Source organism: Methanosarcina sp. A14 (genome assembly GCF_001729375.1).
GTDB lineage: Archaea > Halobacteriota > Methanosarcinia > Methanosarcinales > Methanosarcinaceae > Methanosarcina > Methanosarcina barkeri.
This window is the reverse complement of the sequence record NZ_LZPK01000364.1, coordinates 1-14,466: the sequence shown is the minus strand read 5'-3', so window position 1 is coordinate 14,466 and position 14,466 is coordinate 1. Positions and strand designations below refer to the sequence as shown.

Below are 14,466 nucleotides of genomic sequence, written 5' to 3'. Positions count from 1 at the left end.
AAGGTCAAATTAAGGTCAATATGTACCTGAATTTCAGAAAAACAGAAAAGAAAAGAGCATCAAACGAAAGCTCTCTTCTTTCAATATTCTTTTAACAAATTTTTACATTTTCTTTTTATAGAACCCGAAATAGATTCCACCAATGGCTGCTATCACGAAGAGAATTCCAAAAATATCGGAACCCGAAAATGAGAAACCGCTATTATCTGGCTCTTCTGCAGAATCTTTCTGCATCTCATAGCCTTCAACATAATCCGGGTCAGCAGATGATTTCGAGACCTCAGGTGCAGGTTCGGGAGAATCAACCCCATATCCTGCATCGCTCTCTACAACAGTCTGATTGCTGCTCTCCGTACTCCGAATTACAGGTGTCGAACTTCCTTTATTACCACCACTGCTGTGTTTTTCACCACTGTTGCTTTGTTCTTCAGTATCTTCTTGTTCAAGGGATTCCTGCGTAGCATTTTCTATTGCTTCGCTAAAACCTGGGACCGAGACCATGCCTGATACATAGCTGTTGAGAAGGGGATTTCCGCAGGTATGGTGGCAGCAGGTAACTCCATCTTCGACTACGGAGTCTTCATATTCCGTAGCAAGGCTTTCGAGTACCTCATCAGAGGCATCCCAGTTGCCTTTGCGTGCAGTCTCCAGCATTCTGGCTGTCATGGACTGGTAAGCATAAGGATTATTCTTCTTAATCCAGTCGCTAAGTTCCTGGTTCGCTACGTACGTCTTATACACCTGGTTCCACATGTCATCACTGATCAAATCCGGGTTCGTTGCTTCCCAGCCCCAGAGATTCTCAACGAAATCCGACATTTCCCTGGCTCCTGCATAACCGCTTCCCTGCATACCTTCAATCCACTTTGAATTGAAATATCTGGAGTAGGTTTCCCTTGTAAGAAACTTTTCCAGAGTTTCGGTTTTCTCGTCCCCGTTTGTCAGCATGTTCGTAATATATGAATCAGGGTACTCTCCTCCCGAAACGGAACTGATCGCAAGATTTAGCCCTCCAAGGTACTGGAAGAAATCGTCATTATCCAGAGTCCCGTAGAGGTTTGTACTCCGGCTGTGCACTGTAACTTCAACCCCTTCAAGGTTCTCTTTAAAAAGATCCTTCAGGTCTTCGCCCCACACGTCTTCTCCATAGGCATTACACATCTTGTTGATGTAAAGCTCTGCAAGAGCGTCGTTGCTTTCCCAAGTATCACTTGAAGAGATCGCATTTGGAAGGCCTGTACCGTAGGCGCCGTCCGAAGACCCAAAAATCCTGAGCAGGGCAAGGTCCAGAGCCTCACTATCATTAAGAGAACCTTCACTCGTCAAAGAAGATTTCAGAGCATCTGCATTTTCCCGGACATAGTTAGGAGAGTCTTCCTGGGCATAAGCTAGTTTTACGGCCTTGTCCAACAGGCGAACCTTGTCAGGGTACATGTCCCTGTAGAGTCCGGAGATCTGCATTACCACATCAATTCTTGGCCTTCCCAGTGTCTCCATTGGAATAGCCTCCACATCAACTACTCTGCCGCTGTTCCATACAGGCTTAACCCCGAGCAGGTAGAGGATCTCTGATTCCATAACCCCTTCATGCCTTGTGGTTTCCCCTGCCCAGAGTACATAAGCCACCTTTTTCGGATAGGTCCCATGCTCGGCAACATAAGCTTCAAGCATCTGGTCAGCCATCTCCTGCCCTAAATTCCAGGCAGCTTCTGTTGGCACTATCCGCTGGTCAAACGCATAGAAGTTTCTTCCAGACGGTAGAGTTTCCGGATTTCTAACAGGATCTCCTCCCAGGTTTCCAGGGATAAACTTGCCGTCCAGGGCATTGAGAACCTGATCGATTTCCTCTTCCCCAAGAGACAGGTTTGCAGCATAGTCTTCCGCATTGGAAAGGAAAGTACTGACGGTTTCATTGCTTTTTCCGAGCACCTGCTTCTGGGCGTTTGTGGAATTGACTCCCTGGTTAAGGACAAGGTCAAGCAAATAAAGCTGGGATCCTTCGGTTTTATTGAATTCATTAACCGAGTCGGCAAAGTCAGTTCCAAGCATTGAATTTACCATGCCAACAAGCTGCTCTCCTTTAGGGCTTGTACCCAGGATATGCAGCCCGTAAGGCATGGACTGGTTCTTATACTCGTCCAGAAGATCTTCAAGCCTATCCAGGAAAGTTGTATTAAAGTAAGTCTCATTATTTTCTGCTTCTGTCATGTTAAGTTCTTTATCCAGAGAAAGAGATTGGGTCAGGTTTAAGACTTCAGACCTGTGAGCCGCTTTAAGAGAGGCATCTGCCTCGGCCTGTTCATAATTCTGGATAGCTTCACTCAGGTTTGAATAATTTCCATAGCTTCCTGCTGAAAGAATCGGTGGAACAAGATGGTCGACTATGACTGCCCCTCCTCTGCGTTTTGCCTCATTGCCTTCCCCAAGCCCGTCCATAACATAAGGATAAATCACAGGCTTATCACCTATCATCAGGGAAGGCCAGTCGTACCGAGAAAGCCCGAACTCCTTTCCAGGAAGCCATTCCTGAGTCCCATGCCTGCCGAAGTGAACAAGGGCATCACTGTCGAATCCTCCTTCTTCCTCGGAATGCTGGAGCCAGAGATAGAAAGCAATGTACTGGTGGTGAGGAGGTAAATCCTTGTCATGATAGAGAGCCTCGTTATCATCAAGCCAGCCTCTTGAAGGTTGTGGAGCCAGAATTACGTTCTTCCCTACCTCGATTCTGGGAATCACGAGATATTTTCCAGTCTCGTTTTCCCAGACCATAATTTTTCCAGGTGCAGGGCCCCACTGGTCAATAACTTCCTGCTGTCTCTCTTCAGGTAGTTCCGAGAACCATTTTTCATAGGTACTTTCTGGGAGAAGAACGACTTTGCCGGTATCAACCATTTTCTGGAGTTCCCCAGGCGCCCAGGTCCCTATGTTTATACCCTGGGTAAGCATCAAATTCAGGAGTTCAGTTTCGTTTAAGGTCTGGTTTTTATTCACGGCATATCCGTCTTTAGCCATAGCGTCAAGAAGGTTGGACAAACTTGGAATGACATCGAGATAAGAAGCCCCTATGTTATCCTTCCCTCCTCCGTGATTATAATAGATTATAGCAACTTTTTTGTCCGACTCCGGAATTTCACTGAGGTTCACCCAGCTTTCCACACGGTCAACAAGCCAGTCTACCTGGTAATCTAAGGAAACCGAAGTTTCAGTCTCGGTTTCGGGATCTACTTCCGTTGCAGCCATTATTACCGGGTCAATAGCTCCCCAGAGTTCCTGCAAATCGAGCTTCATCATCTTATCCGAAGGAAGCGGTCTGCTGCTTGCCTCATACTCGGTCCTGTTCATGTAATTGTCAACAATGCCGTTGATTACAGGCACACCGAGCTCTTCGGCATCAAATTTGTTGCCAAAGTATGTAAATGAAATAATTGCATCCACAAGGACCTCATCCCCCTGCTTGAAAAAGTCGCCGGAGGAAAGATTATCAGATCCGTATGTGGCAATAACATTGTAGCCTTTTGCTTCTAGTTTTGAGATCAGGGCATCAATTGGCTCAATCTGGAATGGGAAATAGCTCTGGTACATGGTAATTGCAATTGTAGGCTTTGCAGGATCGTATACATGCCCTCCATCGCTTCGGTTTGAATACCAAGCAAGATAGGAATCCAGAGAATCGGTAAAGTAACCTGTCATGTTTGTGTGGTATATCGCCCTTTCTGGAAGCGTATGCGGCTCCTCATATAGCAGGTCAGATCTACCGCAGCAGTCACTGGCGATGCAGAATATAAGATTTTTCAAGTTTTTCTGATCGTAAGCCCCATTACTCCAGTAGTTGTTCAGTTTTTCCCTGTAGCTTTCAATCTGGTCTTCAGGAAGCGGGATGCTCTCATTCAGAAGGGTGTCATCATCAATAACCACACACCCATTAGCAATTGCACTGTCTACTGTCGGTGTGAGCTTCTGGGCTGTTGAAGGACTGAGCATGTTGATGTAGATTATGTCCATTGCGCTCAGGTCAACGTCATTTTCCATTACGTAGTCAGCCATAAAGCAGCTAAGAGTAAGGTTCAGGCTGCTGTTACTGTTGACCTCTTCCGCCAGGTTTTTTAGTGGAAGCTCGTGGCTCCTGTATCCGGTCACAATGGCAATGTTCAGATGCTGGCTGCTGCCGGAGTTACTCTGGACCTGGCTGGAGTTATCTTGAGTTTCACCGGAATTACTCTGAGCCTCACTTGAGTTATTCTGAGTCTCACTGGAATTACTCTGAGTCTCACTTGAGTTATCCTGAATCTGGCTGGAGTTATCCTGAGTTTCTGTTCCAGCTTCCTTTAACAAAAGAACGTTTGTGGAACCCAGAGGTATAGGGTCCGCATTCATCTGTTTCTGGCGGGTAAGTCCACTGATTTTGGCACTTCCAGACAAGCCAGCCTCACTGACAGACAGGTCAAGAAGGGCCTGAGACTCATCTTCATCGATATTCCTACTGGAGGTATCAAGAGTCACTATAAGGTCCGTTCCGTTTTGAACCTGAATTTGTTCATCGGCACGGCGCCATTTGTCCTCATTATAAAGAGCTATAAGTGTATAGTTTCCGTCTGGAACGTCGGAAAGCAGGTAGTTGCCTTCGGCATCACTGGTTGTACTGGCAACGAGTTCATACTGAAGATCTCCGCTTCCAGCCGCCGGAGAAATCGAAAACAACGTTAAAAGCATAAAAAATGCCAGTATTGAAACCTTAATTTTTTTGTTCAAAAGGCTCGTTTCGTTATTCAACTGTTCATTCATGATTCCTACTCCAGAAAATAATTTAATATACCGAGTTGTGAGGATATTATTCCTAATCTTGAGACTGCACGCTGATTTGAAGAAATACCTTACTGATTAACTTTCAAATTTTTTATTAGTAAGCATGAAAAAATAAATCAATAAGAACAAGAAATTGCATTATACACAAATAAATAAAGTAAACTTTACTTATCAATACAAAGAAAAACACCGTTTAACACCTGTTATTAAAGGGCATTTTAAATAACAATAGCCTCACAAATTCTCAAATGCTCACCTCAATATCGTAAACAATTACGTAATTTCAGCTCAATTTTAGTTTACTTGTATAAAAGACTAAGATTTTAGATAATAATCATTAGCCAAAAAGGTAATAATAACTAGAAAATAGACCAAAAATAACATCGAATGCTATTTATTGAATTGTGATAAATTTAATAGACGAATTGCAAATCAGATAAAAATATTTTAAAAAGTTAAACAAAGAAAGCATATTCTGTGAAAAAATTGAATTTTGTAGGATGTTACAGTAACGAGAAAATTAAATTTTGAAGAAAATTATAATTCCGTGAAGGAAAGAAGTAATTACTGAGTATAAAATTGTATTGTACCCATTATATATTAAAATTTTAACAGTGTGCAAAAATAAACATAAAAATAATTATAAAGATTTTATGGGAAATTCAAACTGATGGAAAAAATGATTACAAAATGCATTACTTTTGACTGTTGTATTTCTTTCCTTATGACAAATTTATGTAAGCAATATTAATAGAGAGAATTTTGTGGATAATTTTTCAATGTTACCTCTAAGGCTCAAACTTATTATCGATTTTGTTAGATTTATATCCAATTATTCAGATTACAATGTATAGATTCCAAAATAAATCCATTATTAATGTGAAATCCATTGATCCATAGATAGATTCAAAATTTCAGATTTGTGGACATAATTTGGAATCGGTGTGCTGAAAAATGGAAGTAATGGGTAAGCTAATTTAACTCATTATGACCATCTGCTAACTGAGGATACAAAGTTAAGCAGTATACCTCCCATAATACCTCTTTAATAACTGTTAGTTAAGCCCAGATGAAAAAATCAAATGCAGTCAGCACAGCCAGAGTTTATGTGGAAGATACTAAAAGATGTATCAACTGCATAAACCTATAAACTTCACCGAAAAAAGAGTTTCATAAATATTCCCTCAAAGTTCGAAAAAACGCAAAAACAGCTTGGAAGCAAATTCAGGGCTCATTCTAAGGAGTCCTAAATCTTCTCATTAATTTCACATTTTTCCCGGATAACAGTTAGCCTGCCACTTCAAGGAGTCCGAATTCCTTTCCCGAGTACACCTTTTATGGGATACGCAGGTTCCGCACAGGCTAACCTAACCCCTATGAAAACATAGGAGAAATTATATAACGAAATAGGAAAATATATCTTTTTCGTATGGATTTAAAGTTTTTTTGATAATGGTAGTGCATTGATTCCAAAGTATGTCCAAAATGACTTATTTGAAACCCACGGGAGACATGGAAGACACGGAAATAAGTAGTAAAGGCGTGGTTCTTCCGTGATTTCCGTGTTTTCCGTGGTTATAATATCCAGATCAAATCATTTTGCTACAGGTTGTGTTTTCCGTGTTACAGAATTCTATATGGCTTTAAAATAATACCTGCGTCATCAGCTGTAATTATTTTCTTATTATGTATTTATTTGAGATCGATGAATTAGATTATTAAAAAAGCAATTTCAAGTCTGGAGATTCTAGAAAGCCGATGAAACAGAAAATACGGAATAAAACTAAAAAGGTCTTCATTTTTTTATAATTAAGAGAGCAGGTTATTATCCAACAAGCTATGAATAATTAACCATAGAATTTTATTTCAGGCAAATACCTTCTATAGTTTGCTACAGAGTATTTGCCTGAAATAAAATACTGAATTTTCATTAAAATGATGAACAGTTCTTTGTAAAACGAACCTAACAAAAAAGTAATATGCAAAGGTTTGCACCTTTGCAAAATCTTTTTAATTAACCTGGTAAAGGTATCCGTCGTCATTTCCGAAGTATGCATAGTTGTCGGATATTGCCACACCTGCAAGGCTGTATGTAGCATTTGGTGGTCCGTTGGATGTGATGCTATAGCCGTTACCTAAATCTGTTATGCGATATACAAGCCCATCTCCATCATTACCTGTAACAAATATCAGTGGGTTGTTTATACCGTCATCGGCGACTGCTGGTGAGGACTGGATATTGCCAATCTCATCCTCCTCCGTCACCCAGTGACTAGCCAATGTGGTAGCATTCAAACAGTACAAATAGCCACCATTAATCATAGAGCCACACCCCACATAAATCCTGTCATCAGCTGCGTTGTACGCTGGCGTTGAAGTGCTACTATATACCATTTGGGAGCTTGTTGTGTGTGTGCTTAAATTACCGGTGTTTGGATCAATTGCAACAGCATGCACATATTTGTCCTTCCCAGCGACATATATAAGGTGATCATCCGCGTTATAAGTAGCAGATGATCGTATCTGTTTATTGGACAGATCTGTCTCATTAACTTTTGTTCCATCGGAGATACTGACAGATGTCAATGTCCCAGCATCGTCAGGATATACTAAATAGTTTCCCACAACTGCGGCGCCTGCCCAGTAGTAGCCACCACCTGTAGTAGTTTCTCTACTCCATATCTCAGTACCATTATCTGCATAAAAAGCAAAATATGTACCATCATCGCTCAGGTTAACAGGGTCGGTCGTGCTCATGTTAACGGTTCCTACGAAAAGTTTTCCTACGCCGTTGTCATTATAGTATGTGATGGGACAGGAACACTGCTGTGATGCCGGAGCAAAGTTTGTACTCCACTTTTCAGTCATGTTGCTGGCATAGACAGCTGTAATCTTTTGTTGATTAGAACCATAGCCTGTGTCCACGACATAAATGATATTGTTACCATCTGAAGCGGGGTTAGCATTCTGGATTCCTGTTGCTGCCACTGTACAATCAGCTACATAATTAAGTGTAGATTTGTCATATTTGTAGAGCTTGCTTGCTCCTTCCACATATACATAGTTACCCAGTACAACAGGAACAGTTTCAATTCCACTACCGACAAGGGTGTTCCCGTTTACGGAAATGGTGGCATCATCAGGTCCTTCATCGCTTGTTATACCCGTATGTTTTTCATTTTTCTGGAACTGTGACCAGTTACTTGCGGCTGCTACCGATGCAAATGCCACAAGCATTATCATTACACATACTAATAGTGAAAAATGTTTATTTTTCATTCGCCTATTCCTCTCTTTTTTCTTTAAAGATCAGTAGAATAGCTATTCCAACTATGACCCTCTCCTCCCCTGGAAAGCCTTACTGGTCCAAACCTACGATTTTGAAATGCCTCACACTTTTCAACTTCATTCTTTTATTGAAAGTTTCCAACTCTTGTTTTTCGACTATCCAGTAAAAATAATAATCGTGGATTTTTGAGCGATCATTAAAAAATAATGGTAAGCGTATTGTTATTTATGAGGACATCTGGGGAAAGATCAATTAAACAAGGTCATTTTTATATACTCTTCAAAAGTATATAGTTCAATTTTTTTGGATGATAACTGTAACTCAAAAGAATAATATCATGTCTCTAATTTCTTATTTTTTATTTAGGCTAAATAGAAGCCATACCTATGAAGAATACATAACCAATAGCAATAGCAATAATCTTTCATTTTTAACTAACACTTATGATCTAAATTAAAAGAGCTATAGGTATAAAAATAACATATATGTAAATATGTGAGGATCGAAGTATAAAATAAAACATTTACTATATTTTTGTTATATCCGCGCATATATCCTAGAAGAGGACTAAATATGAAAAATAAAATAACAAGTATAGTCTTAATTGCACTCCTCAGTGCAATAATGATTGGTACAGCAGCAGCACAACCTGCCGAGATATTTAATGGAACTGTTGCGTTAGAAGACGGTACGTTTACCTTTGTTCCATCAAACGATCCTTCTAACAGTTACCAGGTGGAAAACCTTACAGATCACGGTGCACTTGATGCGGCTTCAAATGATGAGACCAGCGGATTCACGTATAATGCATCTGACGAGTACTATGAGGACTATGGTTCTTTTTACCTTACTGATATTAACGGAGTGCAAGATAATTATGGAGCAAGTACATCTTGGTTTGTTTACATAAACGGTGAGCTTGCTCCACTGGGCCTCAGTCAGAACGTAATTAAAGATGATGATCAGGTTACATTCATGTATGCTCCTTATGAGTATACAGCGAACGAAGTCACTGTGGATACAGCAAATGCGTCATATATTGTTGATATAAAAGTAGAAGTTGAGGATGCATTAACATCTATTGAAGATCTCCAGGGATACATTGATAACCTTGACACTCCCTCTCTAACAAAATGTATTTTTACAGCAAGCCTTGACGGTGTAGTTTATTCACTGGAAAATGGCCGGGATCAGATAGCCATCTTTAAACTCCAGTGCTTTAAGAATATTGTCCAAAGGCAGGAAAACTGGGGCAATCTTTCTCCCGAAGAAGCGGAATATATTAGTAATGAAGCAGACCACATTATTGAACTGATACAAAATTCCTGAAGGGTAAGCCCTTCTTTAACTTTTTTGGAAAAAATTTCATATCTTTTCTCGCTCTACGTAATTTTTAATGTATTTGAGGTTTTGCCATTTTTCACATAATCCCTTTATTTCCGCTAATATTAAATAGCATAGCTTATTTCTTGAAAAATTTATATAATAATTACTTAAAATCTATTTAATTCTTTGTTTTTATTTAAAGTTGGAATTAGAATAATAAATAGCTTATTAATTAAGAAATAAACTTTATTTGAGTTTTCAAAACATAATAAATATGTATATATATATATATTTTTATGCAAGTTATAACTATAAATTGCAATAAATTTTAATTTTGAAAGTAAATGTAATATTATATCAATTTTTGAACTTAATTAGTATTCAAAGGCATTTTGAAGTATTATTTTAGAGGCTTAAAAAGTAATTTTATGTCAAAATACGTGATTTTGACTGATTTTTTAGATTTTAGAGAATTTTTATCAACTTTGGCAGAGCCTCATTTCATTCAAAATATCCTTTAATATTTGTAACTTATGTGGCACTTTTTGTATTTCGATGTTTTTCCATTTACATCAATTAATTTTACTCAATTTTATTTGTTTTATCTTTTCTTTTTTTTATAAATATGTTAATAAACAACGAAAAATTCATATATTTCATATGTGTTTTCTATAAATAAATAAATATTACTTTATTTAGATTTTAAATAGAATTTGCCCCCAAATCTTTAATCTTAGCAGGGGCGTCAAACAGAAAAATTATTTGTATACAGTCAACACTCGAAAATGTCATACAGCATCAGATTTTGTGTCGAAATTTTAAATATAAATTATGAAAATTAGAAAGTTGCCAGTCAAGTTAGAAACTGTTATTGGTAGTTTTCAAACTTACGTATTATCACCGATAATTGAATATAAATACCACAGATATAATGAAAGTTCAGGAAGCTAAAAATTTCCTGCAACATATGTTTCAAATAATCTTAAAACTCGATTGGTCTGACGCTTCAAAAGGTCCGAAACTCGATCCTGCCGCATCCACAATACCAAAAATGCGGTCAGATTCTTCTGCCCAGACCAACCGATAACCCTATGAAAATACAGGAGGTCTTCAAAAAAAACTGAAACTACTTGTTTTTCTTTATATAGATCTTACTTTTAATTTTTGCTTTTTGTTTTTTGTTTGAGCCATATTGGAAGTGATTGAAATTTTTGAAACGATGTTAACTCTATAAACGGTAGTACATTGCCATAAATGAGGTCATAGCTGCCTGTAATTGCTGGAGGTACTCATCAGCAACACCAGAATACTGATAGACCTATTTCTAGAGCTAATGCAACTGCCATGTAGATATCTGGAGATTCACCAACTTAATGGACTGAACCTAAAAACCTGGCAGCAGGAAAAAATGTTGCTGCCTCCTTATTTAATAATATCAAAAATAATGGAGTAACAAAATATGTTAAAAATTATGAAAAATGTGATAATAAATAGGACACAAAATAGTACACAAAACAGAATAAAAAATATTACCAAAAACGGCTTTCTTTTAAGTATATTCTTTATCCTGTTGTTTGTCTTTGTCGGATCTGCGTCGGCACAAACTATTGAAGTCAACCCTGGGGCTGATATCCTCACAAAAATTGATGAAGCACAGGCTGGAGATGTCATATACTTCAACCCCGGAACTTATGATATAAGTCAGAATTGGAATATATACAACAAACCTCTATCGTTTATAGGGGCAGGTGCAGATAAAGTAACTTTTAATTTTAATGATTATACTGACCTAAATTTTGACTTCTCTGATATCGAAACTGCCCATGATATTCTGATTGAGAACATAAGCTTTTCAGCGTCCACTTCGCCCAGTATGAGATATGTCTCTGTCCGTGGATCAAATTCTTATTCTACTAATGTAATAATCAGAAACTGTAAAATTAACCATATGCGTTTAAGTTCAACTATACTGAACAATATTGAACTTTCGAATAATACATACATATCCGACTCATCAAGCAGCACTGGTAATGTTTATGGGAAACTGATAATTACCGAAAATCAATTTGATAATAGTCCTTGTAGCGTGAGCAGGATAAATAATGGTGGTGTGATTGCAGGCAACACCTTTACAAACATTACTTCTGACTATGCATTTTCTATTAGTAGGGGAGACGACATAACATTCAGTGATAATGTAATTTCACACTGCACCGGAGGAGGTTTATCGATAAATTCTTACTGTGATCGCAATATTATTACAGGGAACACCTTTGACTCCAATTCTGTAGGGATCACTTTTGAATTGAAAAATGGAAAAACTGGCACCGGCAATAAGATTTACCACAACAACTTCATTAACAACACCGTCAACATCAATGACGATTCACCGGCTGGTTCCGTCCAGTACGTCAGCGATGCTGTAAAATATAGCTACAAGAACAAGTCCTATACCTCCTCTCTCGGCAACTACTACAGCGACTACACTGGCGCAGATGATGATAACAATGGAATCGGTGACACTTCTTATGCATTTGGCTCCTCAAGTGACACTGCGCCCCTTATGGGTAAGATCACAGTCAGTGGAGATAATATAACAATTGCAGTACCACCGAATGCTTCCGTTCCAATAGCCGATTTCACGGCAACACCGACTTCTGGGAATGCTCCTCTAACAGTTAATTTCACAGACGCTTCAACTGGTGACGTTTCTTCCTATTCATGGGACTTTGATAACGACGGTACGGTTGATAGCACGGAGCAAAACCCCTCGCATACTTACGAGACTGCGGGTACCTACTCTGTTAACCTCACAGTTGTCAATACAACCATAAGTAGCACAAAAACAAAGACTGACTATATTGAAGTAATAAACAAAGAGAGCCTTGGATCCGAATGGCCGGAGTTCCAGAAGGACAGCTCAAACAGTGGGTATACCCTCAGCTCTGCTCCAACCAGGGACCCGGAACTCATCTGGCAAAGTCTTACTTCTTCAAATCAGGAACCCTGCGGGAGCGGGGGTGTCAATGTACCACCTCTGATTTCAGGAAACAAGATCTTCGTAACTGCTGGTAATGCCTCTGTCTGGGCCTTTAACAAAGATACCGGATCTCTTATCTGGTCAAAGGAGCTTGGTGGTGGTCTGGTACAGACAGCAACTCCTGCACTGGGAGATGGAAAACTCTTTGTCCCTACCCTTGAAGGAGACCTCTATGCCCTTGATCCAGAAACTGGAAATAAACTCTGGAAAACACACGTAACAGAAAGTAACTTTGAGTGTCCCATTACCTATTACGACCATAAACTCTACATCGGAGACGGTCTTGAAGGAGGAAGTGGAGACAAATATTACTACTGTTACGATGACAGCGGGAACTTAGTATGGAAGCACAAAAACACAAACACTTCCGGCTTTATCTGGAGTGGGGCAGTAGTTGTCGGAAACTATCTGGTATACCCTGTTTTTGAAGGTAAACTGGTCTGTCTCGATAAAGACACCGGAACTTTTGTAGATGAAGTTGACTTCAGCAAGAGTTCAGATGTATCCTTTGCACTAACCGATCCCGGAATGTTCAGAAGTTCCGTAACCTATGCTGACGGCGCTCTGTACACATCCTCTGAAAGAGGACAGGAAACCGGCTACTGCTTCAAAGTAGGTTTTAACCCTGATACAGGTCAGTTCCTCAACACCGGCTGGGCAACGTCAATAGGATTTTCCACATCAACTCCGGTAGTGTATAACGGAAGGGTCTACGTGGGACACGGGGAACACGGAGAATCCGGGTCCATGTTCTGCCTGAACGATTCCGATGGATCCGTCATATGGGAAACCCCAGTTAGTGGAGGTGTAAAGTCCTCACCTGTCGTTTCTATCAAGAATGGAAAACCATACATCTACTTCACAGAAGCTATCGTGGACGGATCTATTTACTGTCTGAACCCTGACGGAACACTTGCCTGGCACTATAACCCACCTGCAGATGATGCATACACCCTTCAGGGAGCGGCTCTTTCCGACGACAAGGTCTACTACGGAACTGATAACGGGTACCTCTACTGCATAGGACAGGGTGAAGCCCTCTCTCCAGCGGCAAACTTCAGTTCGGACAAACAGACGGGCTCCTTCCCACTGACTGTTTCCTTTAAAGATACATCCCTTAACGCCAATAAGTTCCTCTGGGACTTCGGAGATGGGAACACCTCAACCGAAGTAAATCCGGTTCATACATATATCACAGTCGGAAACTATACCGTAACCCTCACCGTTAAAAACGAGAACGGTGAAGATACAAAAGTTGCCAAAGACTATATCTACGCAAACAAAGCCCCAACAACATGGACGGTTAAAAATGGGGAGTCAATACAGGCAGCTATTGATGCAGCAAATTCAGGGGACATAATACAGGTCTATTCTGGAGAATACCATGAAGTCCTGACCGTTAACAAGACCCTGACCCTCAAAGGTATAGAAGATCCTGTCCTGAACGCTTCGGGTTTCACAGGCGTATCCGGCGTAACCATCAGCGCTGACGGCGTGGAGTTCAGCGGGTTTAAAATTATAGGGACAGAAGAGATGTGCTTTGCGATCAGTATTTCTTCAGAAGGTACTCTGATAGAGGACAACCTGATAGATGACTGCGCTGAAGGTGTATGGTTAACTGGGACTGGAAACACCCTTCAGGGAAACAATATTTCCAATTGCTGGGACTTTGCAGCCGTTCTTGACAACACAGGAGGCAACAGAGTCTACCAGAACACATTAATTAACAACAACGGCAGGAAGATGGGAGGTTCAAGCGACCACATATCTGGGGGGTCAGGCTCATTCTTCCAGAGCTCCGAGCCTGTGGAATATTTCTGGAATGGAACAAAACTGACCGGGTATATGGGTAATTACTACGATGACTATACCGGAAAAGACTTAAACGGGGATGGAATAGGAGATACGGCTTACAATGCTGATGCTGGAACAGACCAGTACCCGCTGATGCTTCCTTTCTCGAATTATGGTGAAGAACAGGAAAACAACTCTATCCCCGAAGACTCCT

At 40.0% G+C, this 14,466-nt stretch carries 4 protein-coding genes; 2 read left to right on the top strand and 2 right to left on the bottom strand.

Features of this window, described 5'->3' with window-relative positions:
* Positions 1 to 102 precede the first annotated feature (102 nt).
* Both cobN and A9239_RS16115 read right to left on the bottom strand, forming a co-directional pair.
* A complete protein-coding gene (gene cobN / locus A9239_RS16120; protein WP_048155424.1) occupies positions 103 to 4,782 on the bottom strand; it encodes a cobaltochelatase subunit CobN in 4,680 nt (1,559 codons plus the stop codon).
* Between the two features lie 2,031 nt (positions 4,783 to 6,813).
* Positions 6,814 to 8,082: a PQQ-binding-like beta-propeller repeat protein gene (locus tag A9239_RS16115; RefSeq protein WP_048117759.1), complete on the bottom strand. Its 1,269-nt coding sequence runs from the start codon at positions 8,080 to 8,082 to the stop codon at positions 6,814 to 6,816.
* Between the two features lie 634 nt (positions 8,083 to 8,716).
* Between A9239_RS16115 and A9239_RS16110 the strand changes: the two genes are divergently transcribed.
* Both A9239_RS16110 and A9239_RS16105 read left to right on the top strand, forming a co-directional pair.
* Positions 8,717 to 9,421, top strand: a complete 705-nt coding sequence (locus tag A9239_RS16110) for a DUF4430 domain-containing protein (RefSeq protein ID WP_176722173.1) — start codon at positions 8,717 to 8,719, stop codon at positions 9,419 to 9,421.
* Between the two features lie 1,456 nt (positions 9,422 to 10,877).
* Positions 10,878 to 14,466, top strand: a 3,589-nt coding sequence (locus A9239_RS16105) for a PQQ-binding-like beta-propeller repeat protein (RefSeq protein WP_255361967.1), incomplete at its 3' end; no start/stop codon positions are given.